General features: G+C 67.9%; 18 protein-coding genes. 6 read left to right on the top strand and 12 right to left on the bottom strand.

Annotation, left to right across the window (positions count from 1 at the left end; all coding sequences use genetic code 11):
* Positions 1 to 217: 217 nt before the first annotated feature.
* Both AB4851_RS02805 and AB4851_RS02800 read left to right on the top strand, forming a co-directional pair.
* The gene (locus AB4851_RS02805; RefSeq protein ID WP_414441055.1) at positions 218 to 460 is read left to right on the top strand and encodes a DUF3717 domain-containing protein; all 243 of its coding nucleotides are present in this window, start codon (positions 218 to 220) and stop codon (positions 458 to 460) included.
* Between the two features lie 208 nt (positions 461 to 668).
* Positions 669 to 2,093, top strand: a complete 1,425-nt coding sequence (locus AB4851_RS02800) for a DHA2 family efflux MFS transporter permease subunit (RefSeq protein ID WP_414448338.1) — start codon at positions 669 to 671, stop codon at positions 2,091 to 2,093.
* Positions 2,094 to 2,303: 210 nt separating this feature from the next.
* On the opposite strand, the gene AB4851_RS02795 is transcribed toward AB4851_RS02800, so the two are convergent.
* From AB4851_RS02795 to AB4851_RS02785, 3 genes are all read right to left on the bottom strand, one after another.
* Positions 2,304 to 2,996 carry a 2OG-Fe(II) oxygenase gene (locus tag AB4851_RS02795; RefSeq protein WP_414449224.1) on the bottom strand — a complete coding sequence of 231 codons (693 nt, stop codon included), beginning with the start codon at positions 2,994 to 2,996 and terminating at the stop codon, positions 2,304 to 2,306.
* Between the two features lie 256 nt (positions 2,997 to 3,252).
* Positions 3,253 to 4,845, bottom strand: a complete 1,593-nt coding sequence (locus AB4851_RS02790; protein ID WP_414448337.1) for an inorganic phosphate transporter — start codon at positions 4,843 to 4,845, stop codon at positions 3,253 to 3,255.
* Between the two features lie 187 nt (positions 4,846 to 5,032).
* On the bottom strand, positions 5,033 to 5,923 hold the full coding sequence (locus tag AB4851_RS02785; RefSeq protein WP_414449223.1) for a DMT family transporter: 891 nt from the start codon (positions 5,921 to 5,923) through the stop codon (positions 5,033 to 5,035).
* A 184-nt stretch (positions 5,924 to 6,107) separates the two neighbouring features.
* Here AB4851_RS02785 and AB4851_RS02780 point away from each other — a divergent pair, with 184 nt between their 5' ends.
* Positions 6,108 to 7,475, top strand: a complete 1,368-nt coding sequence (locus AB4851_RS02780; RefSeq protein ID WP_414449222.1) for a PLP-dependent aminotransferase family protein — start codon at positions 6,108 to 6,110, stop codon at positions 7,473 to 7,475.
* Between the two features lie 67 nt (positions 7,476 to 7,542).
* Here the strand turns inward: AB4851_RS02780 and AB4851_RS02775 are convergent, their stop codons facing one another.
* Together AB4851_RS02775 and speB are read right to left on the bottom strand one after the other, a co-directional pair.
* Positions 7,543 to 8,895, bottom strand: a complete 1,353-nt coding sequence (locus AB4851_RS02775) for an MFS transporter (RefSeq protein WP_414448336.1) — start codon at positions 8,893 to 8,895, stop codon at positions 7,543 to 7,545.
* 59 nt (positions 8,896 to 8,954) lie between these two features.
* Positions 8,955 to 9,911, bottom strand: a complete 957-nt coding sequence (speB, locus tag AB4851_RS02770) for an agmatinase (protein ID WP_414441059.1) — start codon at positions 9,909 to 9,911, stop codon at positions 8,955 to 8,957.
* A gap of 155 nt (positions 9,912 to 10,066) precedes the next feature.
* Between speB and AB4851_RS02765 the strand changes: the two genes are divergently transcribed.
* Positions 10,067 to 11,020 carry a LysR family transcriptional regulator gene (locus tag AB4851_RS02765; protein ID WP_414441060.1) on the top strand — a complete coding sequence of 318 codons (954 nt, stop codon included), beginning with the start codon at positions 10,067 to 10,069 and terminating at the stop codon, positions 11,018 to 11,020.
* On the opposite strand, the gene AB4851_RS02760 is transcribed toward AB4851_RS02765, so the two are convergent.
* Positions 10,999 to 11,463: an Lrp/AsnC family transcriptional regulator gene (locus AB4851_RS02760; RefSeq protein ID WP_414441061.1), complete on the bottom strand. Its 465-nt coding sequence runs from the start codon at positions 11,461 to 11,463 to the stop codon at positions 10,999 to 11,001. The genes AB4851_RS02765 and AB4851_RS02760 overlap by 22 nt on opposite strands.
* Before the next feature lie 194 nt (positions 11,464 to 11,657).
* Here AB4851_RS02760 and AB4851_RS02755 point away from each other — a divergent pair, with 194 nt between their 5' ends.
* Together AB4851_RS02755 and AB4851_RS02750 are read left to right on the top strand one after the other, a co-directional pair.
* The gene (locus tag AB4851_RS02755) at positions 11,658 to 12,287 is read left to right on the top strand and encodes a LysE family translocator (RefSeq protein WP_414448335.1); all 630 of its coding nucleotides are present in this window, start codon (positions 11,658 to 11,660) and stop codon (positions 12,285 to 12,287) included.
* A gap of 128 nt (positions 12,288 to 12,415) precedes the next feature.
* The gene (locus AB4851_RS02750; protein WP_414448334.1) at positions 12,416 to 12,883 is read left to right on the top strand and encodes a DUF3224 domain-containing protein; all 468 of its coding nucleotides are present in this window, start codon (positions 12,416 to 12,418) and stop codon (positions 12,881 to 12,883) included.
* Between the two features lie 82 nt (positions 12,884 to 12,965).
* Here the strand turns inward: AB4851_RS02750 and AB4851_RS02745 are convergent, their stop codons facing one another.
* From AB4851_RS02745 to AB4851_RS02720, 6 genes are all read right to left on the bottom strand, one after another.
* Positions 12,966 to 13,922: an electron transfer flavoprotein subunit alpha/FixB family protein gene (locus AB4851_RS02745; RefSeq protein WP_414448333.1), complete on the bottom strand. Its 957-nt coding sequence runs from the start codon at positions 13,920 to 13,922 to the stop codon at positions 12,966 to 12,968.
* Positions 13,923 to 13,934: 12 nt separating this feature from the next.
* Positions 13,935 to 14,684 carry an electron transfer flavoprotein subunit beta/FixA family protein gene (locus AB4851_RS02740; protein ID WP_414448332.1) on the bottom strand — a complete coding sequence of 250 codons (750 nt, stop codon included), beginning with the start codon at positions 14,682 to 14,684 and terminating at the stop codon, positions 13,935 to 13,937.
* 134 nt (positions 14,685 to 14,818) lie between these two features.
* Positions 14,819 to 15,676, bottom strand: coding sequence for an SIS domain-containing protein (locus tag AB4851_RS02735; RefSeq protein WP_414441066.1), 858 nt, complete (start codon positions 15,674 to 15,676; stop codon positions 14,819 to 14,821).
* 107 nt (positions 15,677 to 15,783) lie between these two features.
* The gene (locus AB4851_RS02730; protein ID WP_414441067.1) at positions 15,784 to 16,794 is read right to left on the bottom strand and encodes an ABC transporter permease; all 1,011 of its coding nucleotides are present in this window, start codon (positions 16,792 to 16,794) and stop codon (positions 15,784 to 15,786) included.
* A 52-nt stretch (positions 16,795 to 16,846) separates the two neighbouring features.
* Positions 16,847 to 18,400, bottom strand: coding sequence for a sugar ABC transporter ATP-binding protein (locus AB4851_RS02725; RefSeq protein ID WP_414448331.1), 1,554 nt, complete (start codon positions 18,398 to 18,400; stop codon positions 16,847 to 16,849).
* A 65-nt stretch (positions 18,401 to 18,465) separates the two neighbouring features.
* Complete coding sequence (locus AB4851_RS02720) at positions 18,466 to 19,443, bottom strand: substrate-binding domain-containing protein (RefSeq protein WP_414441069.1); 978 nt, start codon at positions 19,441 to 19,443, stop codon at positions 18,466 to 18,468.
* Between the last annotated feature and the right edge of the window lie 16 nt (positions 19,444 to 19,459).

Raw genomic sequence — 19,459 nt, 5'->3', positions numbered from 1 at the left:
CCCTTCAGAACCCCCGCTGCGAATGCAGTGGGGGTTTTGTCTTTGTATTTCCGATTTTCTCCATTAAAAATCGAAGTATGTCGATACGGCGAATGGCAGTGGTATGCTACGCGTCCCCGATACGGATCGAATTGCATCCGCTATCCGGTCATTCAATTGGCGCGATGAATTGGATTATTTAGATAATCCAATTCATCGGGATCGACAGCAAGGAATCATGACTGCAACTTCCAGCGATAAAGCAACTCAGCCGATTTCCATCGTGAGAATTGAATCCGCGATCAATGCCTGGCGTGAAGTGTATGTGCCGGCCGAGATCCATGACGACTACGCGCTCGACAGCGCAAGCAGTTGTCTCGCTGAAGTCTATGGTTCGATGATTTTCCACGGAGAATCGAGCGTCGAGCTGAAATCGCTGACGCAGGACCAGCTCGACGCGCTGCTCGCGACCGAAGTCTGAGCCGAAACGGCAGGGCGTAAGCGTTCCGTAACGCGCATTCGCCTTGCGCCGATCGATAAACCCGCGCTCCCGCGCGGGGCTCCGTGCTGCACGTCATGCAATCGGAGTACCATCGTCGCCGCAACACACGGATGCGCGGCGCGGCTCTGACCTCCCGCACGCCACTCGGCATCCTTCGCCTGATCCCATTCCGCTCGATATATCCCGTATGACCGACAGCAGCGTCGATCGTCGTCAGACGACAGGTTTCCTCCCGTATCTCGTGGCCGCGACCTTCTTCATGGAGTATCTCGACACCACCGTCATCGCGACCGCATTGCCGCAGATGGCGAAGTCGTTCGGCGTCGGCCCGAATGCGCTGAGTCTCGGGATGACGGCCTACATGCTGGCGCTCGCGGTGTTCATTCCGATCAGCGGCTGGATCGCGGATCGCTTCGGCTCGCGCACGGTGTTCGGCTCGGCGATTGCAGTGTTTACGATCGCGTCGGTGTTGTGCGGCTTGTCCGACAGCGTCGGCACGTTTACGGCCGCGCGGTTGTTGCAAGGCGTGGGTGGCGCCATGATGGTGCCGGTCGGGCGGATGATCGTCGTGCGCAGCACCGACAAAGCCCAATTGATGCGCGCGATCGCCACCATCACGTGGCCCGGCATCGTGGCGCCAGTGGTGGGACCACCGGTGGGCGGCTTCATCACGACCTACGCGTCGTGGCGCTGGATCTTCCTGCTCAACGTGCCGCTCGGCATCGCGGCGCTGGTGTGCGTGATGCTGCTGGTACGCAACGAGCGTTCGGAAGAGGCGCGGCCGCTCGACTGGCTCGGTTTCGTGCTGTCGGGGGCCACGCTGACCTGCATGCTGTGCGGCACCGAAGCCGCCGGCCAGCAGGACGCGAACTTCGTCGAAGCGATCGGCCTGATCGCCGCCGCCATCGTGTTCGGCGCGGCGGCCTGGTGGCATGCGAAGCGCACGCCGCATCCGCTGCTCGATTTCACCACGCTCAAGGTGCGGACGTTCTCGGTCACGATCTTCACCGGCTCGGTCACGCGCGTTGCGATCAACGCGGTGCCGTATCTGCAACCGCTGCTGTTCCAGGTGGGTTTTGGCATGTCGCCGTTCCAGTCGGGCCTGCTGCTGCTGGCCAGCGCCACCGGCAACCTCGGCATGAAGGCGCTGACCTCGTGGATTCTCGATCGCTTCGGTTTTCGTCGCGTGGCGTTGGTCGATGTGACGATCGCCGGCTTTTCGACGATCGCGTGCGGCTGGTTGACTGCGTCGACGCCGCTGATCATCACGCTGGTGGTGGTGTTCGTCTACGGGCTGTCGCGCTCGATGCAGTTCTCGACGCTGGCCACGCTGGCGTTCGCCGACGTCCCGCCGAAGCAGACGAGCGCGGCCAGCACGTTGTCGAGTGCGGCGCAGCAGATGACGATCGGCATGGGTATCGCGTTCGGCGCGATGTCGTTGCGGCTGGCCTCGCTGTTGCGCGGCGATGCAACCGGCACGCACTACGTGATGGCCGATTTTCGCTGGGCGTTCCTGGCGGCCGGCGTGCTCGCACTGCTGACCTTGCCCGGTTATGCGCGGATGGCGGCGAACGCGGGCGACCGCTTGCGGGCAAGCGTCGCGAAGCGCTGAAGCGCCGAGCCGCCGAGCCGCCGAAGCGCCGAACCACCGAACCACCGAAGCACCGAAGCGCCGAAGCACCGAAGCACCGAAGCGCCGAAGCGCCGAACCACCGAAGCACCGAAGCACCGAAGCACCGAAGCACCGAAGCACCGAAGCACCGAAGCACCGAACCACCGAAGCACCGAACCACCGAACGACCAATCCGCATACGTGTCGCGCTTACTGCGCGTCGTGAAAAATCACCCCGAGCGTATGCCGATGCCCCGAGCGCAGTCGGCTCACGCCATGCCGCAAGTTGACGCGGTACACACCGCGCGTGCCCTGCATCGGCCGCCCATGCACGGCAAAGATCGCCGCGTCGCCGCGCGCCAGCGGCACCACCTCGGCGCGCGACTGCATGCGCGGGCGCTGCTCGGTCAGCACGAACTCCCCACCCGTGAAATCCTCGCCCGGCTGTGACAGCAGGATCGCGACCTGCAGCGGAAAGACGTGCTCGCCGTAAAGGTCTTGATGCAGACAGTTGTAGTCGCCTTCGCCGTAGCGCAGGATCAGCGGCGTCGGCCGAGTCTGGCCGGCCGCGTGACAGCGCTGCAGGAACGCGTCGTGATCGGCCGGATAGCGCGTGTCGATGCCGAGCGCGCGGTTCCAGTCGTTGGCGATCGGCGCGAGCGGCGCATAGAGATCGCGGCGCAGCGCAGTCAACTCGGGAGATAGCGGATAGCCGAAATATCGATATTCGCCGCGGCCGAAGTTGTGCTGCGCCATCACGATGCGGCTGCGATAGCGCGATGTGTCGTCGTAGCCGCCTATCCACGCATCGCAGGCATTGCGATCGAGCAGGCCGCGAATGACAGCCACCCCGTGGGCATTCAACGCGTCACGAATCGCGCGCCATTCGTACTCGGCAGGCAATACCGACGAAAGAGAAGGGGAAGGGGAGGCGGGCGTGAACGGCGAACGCCGTTCGAGGCTGGCAGTCACGATGAATCTCCACACAATGGGCTGGCGATCATCGTAGAGGCCACGCGCTCGCGCGGCGCTCCGAATCTTGCGCGGCAATCGGGCTGGAACCGGGCCGCCTGCCGGGAGGTCATCTCGCCGCGAACCCCGCGAGACGGCCTCCAATCAACACATCAAAACAACGGCCGAACCGGAGCCGCCGCTACCATCAAGCGATCGTGTGAAACAGCCAGTACAACCCCCCGGCCAGCACGATCGAGGCCGGCAGCGTCAGCACCCAGGCCAGCACCAGGCTGCGCACCGTCCCCCATTGCAGGCCCGAGCCGTTGGCGGCCATGGTGCCCGCCACGCCCGACGACAGCACGTGCGTCGTCGACACCGGCAGGCCGTACATGTCGGCCGCGCCGATCGTGATCATCGCTACCGCCTCGGCCGATGCGCCCTGGCCGTAAGTCAGATGCTGCTTGCCGATCTTCTCGCCGACCGTCACGACGATCCGCTTCCAGCCCACCATCGTGCCGAGGCCCAGCGCGAGCGCCACGGCCACCTTGACCCAGGTCGGGATGAACTTGGTGGAGTGGTCGAGCTGCGAGCGATAGTTGTCGATCGCGCTGCGGTCGTCGGCCGAGAAGTTCGGCTGCTTGGCCTTGTCCATCAGGCGGATCGCTTCGGACACGAGATACATCGTGTTGCGCACGTTGTCGATCTGGCCTTGCGGCATGTCGGCCATCGAGCCGGTCGAGCCCACGGTCGAGCCGACAGCCGAGGCCAGCGAGTTCGACAGTTGCTGCATGGCCGGCACCGTGTCCGGCGTCAATTGACGCGTCTGCACGTAGGTTTCGACCACGGCGCGCGAGTTGGTCGGGGCGGCGACGCCGTTGGCGTATTTGCCGAACGTGGTCGAGGCCTGGTGCGCCACGGCGACGAAGGTCTGCGTTTCGGCCGGCGTGACCGCCTTGTTCAGCGCGTAGGCGGTGGGCACCGTGCCGATCAGGATCAGCATGATCAGGCCCATGCCCTTCTGGCCGTCGTTCGAACCGTGCGCGAACGACACGCCCGTGCACGTCAGGATCAGCAGGCAGCGGATCCAGAACGGCGGCGGCTGGTCCTTCGGCGGTTCCTTGTAGAGCGCCGGCGCCTTCACGACGGCCTTCAGCACCAGCAGCAGCAGGCCCGAGAACAGGAAGCCGACCAGCGGCGAGAACAGCAGCGCCTTGCCGACGCCGCCGGCCTGGCCCCAATCCACGCCGCTCGTGCCCGACGCGCCGTGCATCAATTGGTTCATCAGGCCGACGCCGATGATCGAGCCGATCAGCGTGTGCGAGCTGGACGACGGCAGGCCGAAATACCAGGTCGCGAGGTTCCAGACGATCGCCGCGATCAGCAGCGCGAACACCATCGCGAAGCCGGCGCCGCTGCCCACCTGCAGGATCAGCTCGACCGGCAGCAGTTGCAGGATCCCGAACGCCACCGCGCCGCTCGACAGCAGCACACCCATGAAATTCCAGAGGCCGGACCACACCACCGCGATGTTCGGCGTGAGCGAGTGTGTGTAGATCACGGTGGCGACCGCATTCGCGGTGTCGTGGAAGCCGTTGACGAACTCGAAGCCGAGCGCGATCAGCAGCGCCACGCCGAGCAGGAAGTACGGAAACAGCGAATGGTTACCGACCGGTGCGAGATCCGCGAGCAGGTGGGTCAGCACGTAGCCGCCCCCCGCAACGAGGATGACGAAGAAGACGATCAGGCCGAAGCCTTTCGATCGACCGAGATCGATGGAAGACGAAGTAGGTTGGCTCATGGCGGACGGTGGGATTGTGGTTTGGGACGATCGCCCGATCCTAGCCCCCGCACTTAGGCAGTTTCGTGACAGTTAACGATTGCCCTGAATGGTTCGACCGGGCGCATGCCGCGTCGGTCGAATTGACATCGTCGTCATGAAACCGTGCCGGACCAAGTGGTAAGGAATGCCACGCATCCGCCAGAATTCAACCGCGTGCCGGCCGCACCGCTGGCGTGCCGGCGAAACGCCGCGCGCAGGCCACGCAGGCGACCACCACCGCGGTCACGGCCAGCATCGAGGCCGGCACCGCTTCGTGCAGCAGCCACGCCGCGAGCAGGAGTCCGAAGAAAGGTTGCAGCAACTGGAGTTGGCCCACGCCCGCGATGCCGCCGAGCGCCAGCCCGCGATACCAGAACACGAAGCCGATCAGCATGCTGAACAGCGATACGTAGGCGAGACTCCACCAGGCCGGCGCGCCGATCGCGGCGAACGACGCGGGGCGGCTCGCGATGGCGAGCGGCAGCATCAACGGCAAGGACAGCACCAGCGCCCACGAAATCACCTGCCAGCCGCCGAGCCGGCGCGACAGCCGCGCGCCTTCCGCATAGCCCAGGCCGCAGGCCAGGATCGCCGCCAGCATCAGCAGGTCGCCCGCCAGCGAGGCGTCGCCGCCGTTGCGCAGCGCGAAGCCCACCACGGCGGCGCTGCCGATCGACGAGAACAGCCAGAACGCCGCGTGCGGCCGCTCGCCGCCGCGCACCACGCCGAACAGGGCGGTGGCGAGCGGCAACAGACCGACAAACACGATCGCGTGCGCCGACGTGATGTGACGCAGCGCGAGCGCGGTCAGCAGCGGAAAGCCCACCACCACGCCGAGCGCGACGATCGCGAGCGGCATCAGGTCGGCGCGCGCCGGCCGCGTCTCGCGAAACGCGAGCAGCAGCGCGATGGCGATCAGCCCGGCGATTGCCGCGCGCGCCACGGTCAGGAACACCGGGTCGAAACCGAGCACGGCGATGCGCGTCGCCGGCAGCGAGCCGCTGAAGATCAGGACACCGAGGAAACCGCTGAACCAGCCTTGGGTGGAGTTCTGCATGATGAACGTGGACGCCGTGGTCGGGGAAGGATGGGGCAGCATCCCACGCGCGCGCTTCCGGGGTAAGCTACGGAGCAGCACAATTTCAGCAAACTGTACTGATCGGAGCCCCGTACAGATGGCGGACATCCACTCCACAATCCCACCCAAAAGCGCGGGCGACGGCAGCCGCGTGGCGCAGGTGATGGCGACCTTGCGCGCCCGCATCGCCAGCCGTGCGCTGATGCCCGGTGCGCGCGTGCCGTCGATCCGCTCGATGGCGGAAGCGCTCGGCATCTCGAAATCGACGGTGGTCGATGCCTACGACCGGCTGGTGGCCGAGGGCGCGTTGTCGGCGCGGCGCGGTTCGGGCTTCTTCGTGGCGGGCCATGCGCCGCCGTTCGCGCTGGCCGACGTCGCGCCACGCCTCGATCGCGAGCTGGACCCGCTGTGGCTGACGCGGCAATCGCTCGAAGCCGGCAGCGCGGCGCTGAAGCCGGGCGCGGGCTGGCTGCCGGCCGACTGGTTGCCCGACGACGGGCTGCGCCGCGCGCTGCGCACCGTGGCGCGCGACGGCCAGCACGACCTGGCCGACTACGGCGCGCCGCTCGGCCTGCCGGCGCTGCGCCAGAAGCTTGCCTGGCGGCTCGCACAGCACGGCATCGAGGCCGCTGCCGACCAGATCCTGCTGACCGACAGCGGCACGCACGCGCTCGATCTGGTGTGCCGCTTCCTGCTCGAACCGGGCGACACGGTGGTGGTGGACGACCCGTGCTACTTCAATTTCCAGGCGCTGCTGCGTGCGCATCGCGTCGAGCTGGTCAGCGTGCGCTACACGGCCAACGGCCCCGATCCGGCCGAGTTCGCGCGCGTGCTGGCCGAGCACCGGCCGCGCCTGTACGTGACGAATTCGGCCGTCCACAACCCCACCGGCGCGACGCTGGCGCCGGCCGTCGCGCATCGCGTGCTGACGCTGGCCGCCGAGCACGACGTGCTGATCGTGGAAGACGACATCTTCGCCGACTTCGAAACCGACCCCGCGCCGCGGCTCGCCGCCTTCGACGGCCTGTCGCGCGTGATCTCGATCGGCAGCTTCTCCAAGACGCTGTCGGCGGCGGTGCGCTGCGGCTATATCGCGGTGCGGCACGAGTGGGTCGATCCGCTGATCGACCTGAAGCTCGCGACCACCTTCGGCAACGGCGGCCTGAACGCGGCCGTCGTGCATCGGTTGCTGGTGGACGGCACCTACCGCCGCCATCTCGACGGCCTGCATGCACGGCTCGGCGATGCCGTCAGCGAGACCTTGCGGCAATTGACGGCGGCAGGGCTGACCGTGCCGATCCGGCCGCGCGCGGGCATGTTCCTGTGGGCCGAATTGCCGGACGGGATCGATGCGGCGGCGGTCGCGCGGCATGCGCTGGAGGAGGGCGTAGTGTTCGCGCCGGGCAACGTGTTCAGCGTGTCGCACACGGCCACGCATTACCTGCGCTTCAACGCGTCGCAGAGCAACCGGCCGGCCGTGTACGCCGCGCTGCGGCGCGCGATGGCGCTGGCCGCGCGGCAGCCCGCCTAGCCGTTTTCGGCATCGAAGCGGTTCCGCGATGGAACGCGCGCCGCGTCGGGGCGCGCGAACCAGGTGCTTACGCGCCAGTCGTTGCCACGCGATTCGCCGCTGGTTTCTCGCGACGTTTGGCATCGCCCTGCACCCCGCGATCGGGCTCGCCCGCGTCGCCGCGCCGCGCGATGCGGATCACGCAGAAGCCCGACAGCAGCGCCGCCGCGGTGTACTGCAGCGCAAGCGGCCACCAGGCCGGCGCGGCGCTCTGTGCGATCACAGTAGCCACCAGCGGCGTGAGGCCACCGGCCAGCGCGCCGCACACCTGGTACGAGATCGAGATCGCCGTATAGCGGATGCGCGCCGCGAACAGGCCGCTCACGAAACCGGCCACCACCGCGTAATAGCCCGATTCGGCGATCGTTGCCAGACCGATGCCGAGCGTGATCGTGATCGGCGTGCCCGCATGCACCAGCGGCAGCATCACGAACGGCACGATCGCGGCCCAGGCGGCCATGGCGACCAGCACCCGCGTGGTGCCGAAGCGCTGCGCGACCCAGGCCGCGCCGAGCTGCACCACGAACTGCAGGCAGGCCACGATCGTCATGCAGTGCAGCACCATCGAGCGATCGAGCGACAGGAACTGCGTGGCGTAGGTGATCATGAAGATGTTGCTGAAGTACACGCCTGCGATGCCGTACACGTTCGCGCCGATTGCGAGCAGCAGCAGCGGCCACTGGCGCAGCGATTCGCGCAGCGGGTTCGCCGCCATCTCGCCGGCGGCCTTCACCTCGGCGAACTCCGGCGACTCCGACACGCTCGCACGGATCGCGAAACCCACCACCAGCAGCACCGAGCTGGCCAGGAACGGCACGCGCCAGCCCCAGCTCATCATGTCTTCCCTGGGCAGCATGCTGATCGCGCCGAACGCGAGCATCGACAGGATCAGGCCGCTCGCGCTGCCCAACTGCGCGAACGACGCGAAGAACGTGCGCTTGCCTTCCGGTGCGTGTTCACCGGCCAGCAGCACCGCGCCGCCCCATTCGCCGCCCACCGCGATGCCTTGCAGCACGCGCATCAGCACGAGCAGCGTGGGCGCGAGCATGCCGGCCTTCTCGTAGGTCGGCAGCAGCCCGATCGCCACCGTGGCCACCGCCATCAGCAGCAGCGTGGCGAGCAGCGAGCGCTTGCGTCCATAGCGGTCGCCGAGATGGCCGAACAGGATGCCGCCGAGCGGGCGTGCGAGGAAGCCCACCGCGAACGAGCCGAACGAGGCGAGCAGGCTCACGAGCCGGCTTTCGCCGGGGAAGAACAGCGGGCCGAACACGATCGCGGCCGCCGTGGCATAGCTGTAGAAGTCGTACCACTCGATCGTCGTGCCGACGAACGACGCGAGCGCCGCCCGTCGAGGTTGCCGGATCGGCGTTGAAGCTTGCATCACGAAGTCTCCTTCCGGTTCTTTCTTGTAGGTGCCGCGTAGCGTGGGGGAGCCGGGGCTCAGTCGCGCAGCTTCACGCCGGGAAACGCGCACAGCAGTTCGTAGGCGAGATTCGCGCCGAGCAGCGCGGTGGTGCCGAACGGATCGTAGGGCGGTGCCACTTCCACGAGGTCGGCGCCGACGATATTGAGGCCGTACGCACCCCGAATGATTTCGAGTGCTTGCGGCACGGTCAGCCCGGCGATTTCCGGCGTGCCGGTGCCCGGCGCGTAGGCCGGATCGATGCCGTCGATGTCGAAGCTGATGTAGACGGGTGTGTTGCCGATCTGCTCGCGCACCTCGCGCATCAGCGGCGCCAGCGACTGATTCCAGCACGCTTCGGCCTGCACCACGCGAAAGCCCTGCTCGCGGCACCAGTCGAAATCCTCGGCGGCGTAGCCGGTGCCGCGCAGGCCGATCTGCACCACGCGATCGGTCGCGAGCAGGCCTTCCTCCACCGCGCGGCGGAACGGCGTGCCGTGCGCGATCTTCTCGCCCATCATCGTATCGTTGACGTCGGCGTGCGCATCGACGTGAATCAATGCGACCTTGCCGTGCTTGCGGTGGATCGCGCGCAGGATCGGCAGCGCGATGGTGTGGTCGCCGCCGAGCGTGATCGGCTTGCAATCGTGGGCCAGGATCGCGTCGTAGGCGGTTTCGATGCGGGCGATCGAATCGAGCAGATTGTAGGGGTTGATCGCCACGTCGCCCACATCGGCCACGCGCAGCGAATCGAACGGCGCGGCGCGGGTGGCCATGTTGTACGGGCGCAGCAGCACCGATTCGGCGCGGATCTGGCGCGGGCCGAAGCGCGCGCCGGTGCGGTTCGAGGTGCCCAGGTCGAACGGCACGCCGACGAAGCAGGCGTCGAGGCCGGCCGCGCTCGGCACGTGGGGCAGGCGCATCATCGTCGCGATGCCGCCGCTGCGCGGCATGTCGTTGCCGCCGAGCGGCTGGAAGAAGGGGGTGTCGTTCATGGGCGTCTCGATGATTCTGTTTCGTGTGGAACGGGAGCCGCCGTATCATTCGACGCGGCGCGACGCATAGTTGTACGCGTTTTGCCGGGCTGGAAGAATGCCAAGGTTTCGACGTCAACATCGATCCGGATCGATGTAATCAAGGGGGAGCATCCGTGCTGGGGAATCTGTCGACGCTCGATCTGCGTCTGATCCGCGTGTTTCTGGCAGTGGCCGACGCGGGCGGCGTGACCGCCGCGCAGGCGGTGCTGAACGTGGGGCAATCCACCATCAGCGCGCAGTTGTCGTCGCTGGAGACGCGGCTCGGCTACCGGCTCTGCGAGCGCGGCCGCAGCGGTTTCCGGCTGACACCGAAGGGCGAACGCTTCCAGTCGATGAGCCGCAAGCTGCTGGTGGCGCTCGACGAATTCGGCAGTGCCGCGCGGCACATGGATCGCCAACTGGTGGGCACGCTCAACATCGGCCTGATCGGGCATACGCCGATCAGCCAGAACGCGCGCATCGCCGAGGCGATCGCCGCGTTCCGCACGCGCGACGAGGCCGTGCGTTTTTCGATTTCGGTGCGCCCGCCCGGCGACCTGGAGGAAAAGCTGCTCGGCGACGAGATCCAGATCGCGATCGGCTATTTCTGGCATCGCGTGCCGGTGCTCGACTACACGCCGCTGTTCATCGAGCGGCAGGTGGCCTATTGCGGGCGCGGGCATCCGCTGTTCGAGCAGGCGGGCGGGCTGTCCGCCGCCGACGCGGCCGCGCACGAATGGGCCTGGCGCAGCTATCCGCTGCCCGAGGCGCAACTGTCCACCTCGCCCGATCGCGTGACCGGCACCGCCGACAACATGGAGGCGGTCGCGCTGCTGATCCTGTCGGGGCATCACCTCGGCTACCTGCCCGAGCATTTCGCGGCGCCCTACGTGGCGCAGGGCTTGCTCGCGCCGCTCAACCCCGAGTTGCTGAACTACGACGTGACGTTCCACATGGTCGTGGCGCGGCGCGCGAAGAAGGCCCCGATCGTCGCGGCGTTCCTGGAGGATCTGGCCAGCGCGCATCTGCGCGTGCCGGCCGGTGGCGAAACAGGGGAAATCACGCCTCAGGCGATCGGCAAGCCCTGATCGCCCTTGACCTCGCGCAGCGACAGCACCGATTCCACCGACGTGACGCCCGGCAGCACACGCAGCACGTCGCGCACGAAGCTGCCGTAATCGTCGAGATCGCGCCCGATCACCTGCAGCAGATAGTCCGCCGAGCCGGACACGTTGTGGCACGACAGGATGCGCGGCATCGCCAGCACCTCGCGCTCGAAACGATCGCCGAGCGCGCGGTCGTGCACGGCGATGCGCAGCAGCACGAACGCCACCACGCCGTAGCCGAGCTTCTTGCGCGAGAGCTGGCCGCGATAGCGCTCCACATACCCTTCGTTCTCGAGCCGCTTGAGGCGGCGCGCGCACGGCGTTTCGCTGAGGCCCACCGTGTCGGCCAGCCGCGCGATCGGGATACGGCCGTCGCGCTGCACGGCGGCGAGGATGGCGCGGTCGGTTTTGTCGAGGTCGTCCATGGTGGGCGGATTCCGTTGTTCGATGGAGGAAATATAGAGGAATCCGCCTCGGATGTCGTCGAGAAAGGCCGTAAATGGCTCAAAAGCGCTCCGCGAACCCGGGCACACTGGAGCGCCTTCGCACGGCGCGCGCGCCGTGTTTCGAAGCGACCCTTTTGACCTCTCTTCGACCTCTCTTTTCGCCGATCCGCCCCATGATTTCGCTCCATTTGCTCGCCCTCTACGTCGCGGCGCTGGCCGCCGTTTTCGCGTTGCCCGGCCCCGACATGGCGCTGCTGCTGCAGACCAGCATCCAGCGCGGCATGCGTCCGGGGATGGCGGCGGCGGGCGGGCTGGCGCTCGCGCGGGCGGTGCACGTGACGCTGTCCGCCTGCGGCGTGGCCGCGTTGCTGCGCAGCGCGCCCTGGCTGTACGACATCGTCCGTTATGGCGGCGCGGCGTATCTGGCCTATGTCGCCTGGCAGATCTTCCGCTCGCCGCCGTTCGCGATGCCGGGCGGCGCGGCTGTCGCGCCCGGCTCGGACGTGCTGCGTCAGGCGTTCACCAAGGGTTTGCTGACCAACCTGCTCAACCCGAAGGCGCTGCTGTTCTGCTCGGTGCTGCTGCCGCAGTTCGTGCGGCCGGAAGCCGGCTCGGTGGGCGTGCAGGTGACGGTGCTCGGCGTGCTGCTGGTGGCGCTGGGCGCGGTGTTCGATTCGGGCTATGTGGCGGGCGCGTCGCGGATCGCGTCGTGGATGCGCGCCCACCCGCTCGCGCAGACGCTGCAGCGCTACACGTTCGCGGCCGCGCTGTTCGCGTTCGCATGGCGCTTGTCGGTGGACTGAACATCGAGGCTGGACAAGCGCCGCGCGCTGACCGAGGATGAGGGTCGTCGAATCTTTCGACATGCCGCGCGGGGCCAGCGCCATCGGCTAGCGGCCCCGCCGCCATTCATTCCAGGGAGTGTGTGTTCGTGACATCGTCTTCGTTTTCGTCTTCGTCGAATCCCAAAGCTACTGTCGCCGCTGGCGAATTCAGCGTCCGGATCGGCGCGCCCGAGCTGCCGGGCGTGCCGGCCGGCGCCGCCGCCCTCGGGCGGCTCACGCTGGAGAAGGAATACAGCGGACCGCTGCAGGGCCACGCGGCCGGCGAGATGCTCAGCATCGGGCAGCCGGCCAGCGGCGAGGCGACCTACGTTGCGCTCGAATCGTTCGTCGGCACGCTCGATGGCCGCGAGGGCGGTTTCGCGCTGTCGCATCACGGGCAGATGCATGCGGGCAAGGAAGCGCTGCGCGTGACCGTGGTGCCGGGTTCGGGCAGCGGCGAACTGGCCGGGATTGTCGGCGAGATGGAGATTCGCCGCGAGGGAGGGCGCCACGAATACGTGCTGCGCTACGGATTCGTGGGGTCGTGGTTCGATGCGCTGCGCACCGCCGGCTGAACGACCGGCGAACGCGTGCCTCGCTTCGGGCGCCGGCCCGTGCCGAGGCAAGATCGCCTGACGATACGCGCGGCGCGTGGGCTTACTTCAGCGCCGCCGTCAACGCCGGCACGGCGGTGAACAGATCCCCGACGAGCCCGTAATCCGCCACGCCGAAGATCGGCGCTTCCTCGTCCTTGTTGATCGCCACGATCACCTTGGCGTCCTTCATGCCGGCCAGATGCTGGATCGCGCCCGAAATGCCGATCGCCAGATACAGATCCGGCGCGACGATCTTGCCGGTCTGACCCACCTGATAATCGTTCGGCACATAGCCGGCGTCGACGGCCGCGCGCGAGGCGCCGAGCGCCGCACCGAGCGTGTCCGCGAGCGGTTCGAGCAGTTGCGCGTAATGCTCCGCGCTGCCCAGGCCGCGCCCGCCCGACACCACGGTCTTCGCGCTCGTCAGTTCGGGGCGATCGAGCTTCGTGACCTGCCGGCCGACGAACTCGGCCCGGCCGCCGCCGGTGTCCATCGCCTCCACCGCCTCCACCGCTTCCACCGTTTCGATCGACGCATGGCCGCCCGTCGCCTCGGCGGCGTCGAAGGCCGTGGCGCGCACCGTGATCACCTTGATGGCATCGCGCGATTGCACTGTGGCGATCACGTTGCCCGCGTAGATCGGCCGCTCGAACGTATCCGCGCCGAGCACGGCCGTGATGTCCGAGAGTTGCGCGACGTCGAGCCGGGCCGCGATACGCGGCGCGACGTTCTTGCCGGCCGTCGTGGCCGGCGCGACGATGTGCGAATACTGGCCGGCGAGCGCGAGCACCGTCTCGGCGAGCGGTTCGGCCAGCCCGTGTTCGAGCCGGGGCGCATCGGCCAGCAGCACCTTCGCCACGCCGGCGATGCGCGCGGCCGCGTCGGCCGCCGCCTGCGCCTGCCAGCCGGCCACCAGCACATGCACCTCGCCGCCGAGTTGCCGGGCCGCCGTGACGGCGTGCAGCGTCGCGGCCTTCAGCGCCGCGTGTTCGTGTTCCGCAATGACGAGCGTCGTCATGGTTCGTGCTCCTTACAAGACTTGGGATTCGTTGCGCAGCTTGTCGACGAGCGCGTGCACGTCGGCCACCTTGATGCTCGCGCCGCGCTTGGGCGGCTCGGCGAAGCGCAGCGTGTGCAGGCGCGGCGCGACGTCCACGCCCAGTTCGTCGGGCGTGAGCGTGGCGAGCGGCTTCTTCTTGGCCTTCATGATGTTGGGCAGCGTGACGTAGCGCGGCTCGTTCAGGCGCAGGTCGGCCGTGACCACGGCGGGCAGGGCCAGCGAGAGCGTTTCGGTGCCGCCGTCCACCTCGCGATCGACGCTGGCGCGGCCGTCGGCGATCGTGAGCTTCGCCGCGAACGTGGCCTGCGGCAGCCCGGCGAGCGCGGCCAGCATCTGGCCGGTCTGGTTGGCATCGTCGTCGATGGCCTGCTTGCCGAGCAGCACCAGTTGCGGCTTCTCGCGTTCGATCAGCGCATGCAGCAGCTTGGCCACCGCGAGCGGTTGCAGCTCGGCGTTCGATTCGACCAGGATCGCGCGGTCCGCGCCGATCGCCAGCGCGGTGCGCAGCGTGTCCTGCGCCTGCGCCACGCCCATCGACACGGCCACCACCTCGCTGGCCACGCCTTGCTCCTTGAGGCGCACGGCCTCCTCGACGGCGATTTCGTCGAACGGGTTCATCGACATCTTCACGTTGGCGAGATCGACGCCGGTGCCGTCCGATTTCACGCGAACCTTCACGTTGTAATCGACGACGCGTTTGACTGCGACAAGTATCTTCATGGCGGTTTGGGAAAGGTTCGGGCGAGCGGCGGCGCGGGCCGCGCAATTGATGCGGCCCGCGCTTTCGCTTCGCAGTGCAAAACAAAAAGGACGAAAGAAAAACGGAGCAGGGGGCCGGCCCCTGCGGATGCGGCTCAGATCATGCCGGAGGTGCGCATGTCGGCGAGATGGCGCTTCATGTCCTGCACGTCGCGGGCGTGGGTTTCGCCCTTGCGCAACGCGACGCTGGTGGACAGGATGTCGACGATCACCAGCGCCGCGAGGCGCGAGGTGGTGGGCGTGTAGACGTCGGTGTTCTCCAGCGTTTCGGCCACCACCGCCACGTCGCAGTAGCGCGTGAGCGGCCCCTGCGAGCCGGTGATCACCACCACGATCGCGCCGCGTTCCTTGGCGGTGCGCGCCACCTCGATCAGCGAGCGCGTGGCGCCGGTGTTCGAGATCGCCACCACCGCGTCGCCGGGCTTGAGCATCGACGCGGCGATGAACTGCTGGTGCGAATCCTGGTGCGCGACGCACGGCACCCCGAACAGCGGGAATTTCTGCTGCGCGTCGAGCGCCACGATGCCCGACGCGCCGAAGCCGAAGAACTCGATGCGCGCGGCCGAGGCCAGCAATTCGACGGCGCGGCCGATCGCCTCGAAATCGAGCTTCTTGCGCGCCCAGTCGAGGCTCGTGATGGTGTAGTCGAAGATCTTGGTGGCCACCGTTTCGGGCGTGTCCGCATCGGACAGCACCGAATGCGTGGCCGGCGCGCCGAGCGCGAGGCTCTGCACCACGCGGATCTTGAAATCCTTGAAGCCGTTGCAGCCGATCGTCGCGCAGAAGCGCAGGATGGTCGGCTCGCTGACCTGGGCGAGCCGCGCGAGTTCGGACAGGCTCACTTCCGCGATCGAATGCACGTTCTCCAGGATGTAGTCGGCCACCTGGCGGCTGCCGCGCCGCAGCTCGGGCCGGGCACGGTCGATCACTTCGAGGATGTTGTAGTCGGGCACGCGTTGTTTCCTTCCTTGACTGGCGGGCATGAAGCGCAAAAGGCTCATGCGGAGCGTCATGCGGCGCATCGCGGCACGGCAACCGCGAGGCGCATCCAACGCGGAGTTTAGCGGAATATCCAGCGGCGCCAGAAGCCCGCGCCCTGCTGCATCAGCACCGCCGCGACGATGATCGCGCCCATCACGACCTGCTGGTGATAGCCCGGCACGCTGGCCAGATTCATGATGTTGCCGATCACGCCGAGGATCAGCACGCCCATCAGCGTGTTGAGCACGCCGCCCTTGCCGCCGGCCAGGCTCGCGCCGCCGATCACCACCGCCGCGATCACGGTCAGCTCGTCGCCCACGCCCACGGTGGGCGCGCCCACGCTGGCGCGCGCCGTCGAGACGATGCCGGCCAGCGCGGCCAGCGCGCCGGAGCACACGTAGGTGCCGAGAATGTGGCGCGCCACCGGCACGCCCGACAGCCGCACCGCCTCCTCGTTCGAGCCGATCGCGCGCACCACGCGGCCGGCGCGCATCCGGCCGAGCGCGATGCCGCCCGCCACGAACACCAGCAGCATCACCAGCGTCGGGCCGGGAATGCCGAAGTAGCTGTGGCGGCCGAAGTCGAGCAGGGCCTGGCCCGCGTCGTCCACCAGGATCGGCGAGCCGTTCGAGACGATCATCGCGATGCCGCGCGCCACCGTCATCATGGCGAGCGTCACGACGAACGGCGTCAGCCGGCAGAACGCCACCAGCACGCCCGACACGAGGCCGCACAGGCCGCCCGTCACGAGCGCGGCCGCCAGCGCGAACGCCAGCCCGTGCTCGGGGATCAGCATCGCCGACAGCACGCTGCCGAGCGCCGCGACCGAGCCGACCGACAGGTCGATGCCGCCGGTCAGCACCACCAGCAGCATGCCGACCGACATGATGCCGACGCCGGCCACCTGGCGCGTGATGTTGGCGAGGTTGGGCGCGGAGAAGAAGTCGCTCGAGATGAACGACGCCGCGATCACCAGCACGACGAGGATCGCCACCGTGTTGAAGCGGCGCGCGGATTGCCAGGCATGCTTGAGCTTCGAGCCGGCGGCGGGGCGCTGGCGCGGGTTCGAGGTAGCGGCGCTGGGATTCATGATGGGTGTCTCCAAACGGGTAGAACGTTCCGGGGCTGCAGCAAAGGCCGCGTCAACCGTGAATGAGGGAGGCGTCCTCGCGCCCGGCCGCTTGCGGGCCGGCATGCGGGGAGCCGTGGGTTTCGCCGGGATCGCGGCGCAGCGAGAGCGCGAGGATCGCTTCCTCGCTGTAGTCGGCGGGCTGCAGTTCGCCACGGATGCGGCCTTCGCCCATCACCATGATGCGATCGCACAGCCCCATCAGTTCCTGGTGCTCGGACGAGATCACCAGCAGCGCCTTGCCGCGTTCGGCCAACTGGTTGATCAGTGTGTAGATCTCTACCTTCGCGCCCACGTCCACGCCGCGCGTCGGCTCGTCGAGGATGATCAGATCGCCGTCGGCATGAAACCACTTGGCGAGCACCACCTTCTGCTGGTTGCCGCCCGACAGCGTGGAAACGTCGGCATCCATCGAGCGGGCCTTGATGCGCAGCGCGTCCATCAGTTGCGCGACCGCCTCGCGCTCGCGGCGGAACGCGAGAAAGCCGCCCGGCGCGCTGACCGATTTCAGCGAGGCGAGCGTGGCGTTGATGCGGATCGGCATCGCGAGCACCGCGCCCTGGCCCTTGCGATCCTCGGGCACCAGGCCGATGCCGGCGCGCACCGCCGCCATCGGCGTGCGCGCGTTCAGGCGCTTGCCCTTCAGTTCGATGCTGCCGGCCTCGGCCCGGTCCGCGCCGAAGATCAGCCGCGCCACCTCGGTGCGGCCCGAACCGATCAGCCCGCCCAGCCCGACCACCTCGCCCGCGCGCAGCGAGAACGACACGCCGCGCACCGCTTCGCCGCGCGCCAGCCCGTCCACCTTCAGCACCACCTCGCCGGCCGTGGCGTGCCGTTCGGGGAACAGCACCGACAGCGGCCGGCCGACCATCTTGCGAATCAGCTCGTCGCGCGAAATCTCGGTCGGCACGACGGTATCGACGCGGCGGCCATCCTTGAGCACCGTGATCCGGTCGGCGATCGCGAACACTTCCTCCAGCCGGTGCGAGATATAGACGATGCCCACGCCGCGCGCGCGCAGCGAGCGCACGATCTCCAGCAGGCGTTCGGCGTCGGACGGCGCGAGCGCGGCGGTCGGCTCGTCGAGCACCAGCAGCTTCAGTTCGCCCGACAGCGCCTTGGCGATCTCGATCACCTGGCATTGCGCGGCCGACAGCGTGCCGACCAGCGCGGCCGGGTCGATGTCGAAGCCGAGGCTGGCGATCAACGCGCGCGCCTTCGCACGCAGGCCGCGCCAGTCGATCACGGCGGGCAGGGCGGCCAGGAACACGTTCTCGGCCACCGACAGGTCGGGCGCCAGCGCCGTCTCCTGGTGGATCACGGCGATGCCCTCGGCCAGCGCCGCGTGCGGGTTGCGCAGCACCCTCTCGCGGCCCTGCACGCGGATCGTGCCGGCGTCGGGCTGGTGGCCGCCGCCGATCACGCGCATCAGCGTCGATTTGCCCGCGCCGTTTTCGCCGACGAGCGCATGCACCTCGCCGCCGTGCACGTCGAAATCGATGTTCTCGATCGCGTGAATGCCGCCGAACCGCTTGCCGATGCCGGTTAGTGCGATGAACGGAATCATTGGACTGTGTCTCCACTCGGGCGCGCGCCAGCCGCGGGCGGCGCGCGCATGCGACGAAGAAAGCGTCAGAAGATCGCTTTCGGGTTGTAGTACTTGTCGACGTTGCTCTTCGAGATCGCGACCGCCGGCGTGTACGACAGCTTCGGCACTGCACCGGCCTGGCCCTTGGCGGCCTTCACGCCGATGTCCACCGCGGTGCGCGCGACCAGCGCCGGATCGTTGAGCGCGGTCACGCCGTACTTGCCCTGCTTGATCAGCGCGAGCGCTTCCTTCTGGCCGTCGGCCGCCGCCACCAGCGTGATGCCGTCGCGGTTCGCGCTCTGGATCGCGCGGCGCGCGCCGAGCAGCATGCTGTCGTTCTCGGCGAGCACCATGTTGATGTCCTTGTTGGCTACCAGCAGGTCTTCCATCGCCTTCAGGCCGCCTTCGTCCGACCAGTTGCCCCAGCCCTGGCCGACGATCTGCAGGTTCGACTTGCCGGTTTTTTCGAGCTGCGCCTCGACGATGCCGGCCAGCACGCCGTCGCGCCGTTCCTTGCCGACCGGGTTGCCCTTCTCGCCGGACAGCAGCGCGATCTTCAGCGGCTTGCCGCCGGTGTTGTCCACCACCCAGCGGCCCACCAGCGCGCCGTTCTCGCTGTTCGACGACTGCACCAGCGTGACGTAGTTGGCCTTCGGGTCGAGCGTGCTGTCGAACACCACCACCTTCACGCCGGCCGCGCTCGCGGCGTTCACCGCGCCCACCAGCGCCTCGGGATCGGCCGGATCGATCAGCAGCACCTTGACGCCGCGCGTGACCAGATCCTCCACGTCGGAAATCTGCTTGCCCATCTTGCCCTGCGCATCGGCCACGATCACGTCCGCGCCGAGTTCGGTGGCGCGCGCCTTGGCCGATTCCATGGCCGCCGCGAAATACGGTGCGTTGAGCACCTTCATCGAAATGCCGACCTTGAGCTTGTCGGCGGCGAACGCGGGTGCGGTGGCGATGATGCCGGCCGCGGCGAACGCGGCGGCGCAGCACAGCTTCTTCATAAGACGCGACATGTCTCCTCCTCTTGTG

Origin of the sequence: Burkholderia sp. 22PA0099 (assembly GCF_047497165.1) — a bacterium.
Taxonomy (GTDB): Bacteria; Pseudomonadota; Gammaproteobacteria; order Burkholderiales; family Burkholderiaceae; genus Burkholderia.
The sequence above is the reverse complement of the archived record's forward strand: the minus strand, read 5'-3'. Positions and strand labels throughout refer to the sequence as shown.

What these genes read in the sequence shown, in the direction of transcription:
- AB4851_RS02805 (WP_414441055.1), top strand. Translation starts at nt 218, where the DNA reads ATGACTGCAACTTCCAGCGATAAAGCAACTCAGCCGATTTCCATCGTG.
- AB4851_RS02800 (WP_414448338.1), top strand. Translation starts at nt 669, where the DNA reads ATGACCGACAGCAGCGTCGATCGTCGTCAGACGACAGGTTTCCTCCCG.
- AB4851_RS02790 (WP_414448337.1), bottom strand. Translation starts at nt 4,845, where the DNA reads ATGAGCCAACCTACTTCGTCTTCCATCGATCTCGGTCGATCGAAAGGC.
- AB4851_RS02785 (WP_414449223.1), bottom strand. Translation starts at nt 5,923, where the DNA reads ATGCAGAACTCCACCCAAGGCTGGTTCAGCGGTTTCCTCGGTGTCCTG.
- AB4851_RS02780 (WP_414449222.1), top strand. Translation starts at nt 6,108, where the DNA reads ATGGCGACCTTGCGCGCCCGCATCGCCAGCCGTGCGCTGATGCCCGGT.
- AB4851_RS02775 (WP_414448336.1), bottom strand. Translation starts at nt 8,895, where the DNA reads ATGCAAGCTTCAACGCCGATCCGGCAACCTCGACGGGCGGCGCTCGCG.
- speB (WP_414441059.1), bottom strand. Translation starts at nt 9,911, where the DNA reads ATGAACGACACCCCCTTCTTCCAGCCGCTCGGCGGCAACGACATGCCG.
- AB4851_RS02760 (WP_414441061.1), bottom strand. Translation starts at nt 11,463, where the DNA reads ATGGACGACCTCGACAAAACCGACCGCGCCATCCTCGCCGCCGTGCAG.
- AB4851_RS02755 (WP_414448335.1), top strand. Translation starts at nt 11,658, where the DNA reads ATGATTTCGCTCCATTTGCTCGCCCTCTACGTCGCGGCGCTGGCCGCC.
- AB4851_RS02745 (WP_414448333.1), bottom strand. Translation starts at nt 13,922, where the DNA reads ATGACGACGCTCGTCATTGCGGAACACGAACACGCGGCGCTGAAGGCC.
- AB4851_RS02740 (WP_414448332.1), bottom strand. Translation starts at nt 14,684, where the DNA reads ATGAAGATACTTGTCGCAGTCAAACGCGTCGTCGATTACAACGTGAAG.
- AB4851_RS02730 (WP_414441067.1), bottom strand. Translation starts at nt 16,794, where the DNA reads ATGAATCCCAGCGCCGCTACCTCGAACCCGCGCCAGCGCCCCGCCGCC.
- AB4851_RS02725 (WP_414448331.1), bottom strand. Translation starts at nt 18,400, where the DNA reads ATGATTCCGTTCATCGCACTAACCGGCATCGGCAAGCGGTTCGGCGGC.
- AB4851_RS02720 (WP_414441069.1), bottom strand. Translation starts at nt 19,443, where the DNA reads ATGTCGCGTCTTATGAAGAAGCTGTGCTGCGCCGCCGCGTTCGCCGCG.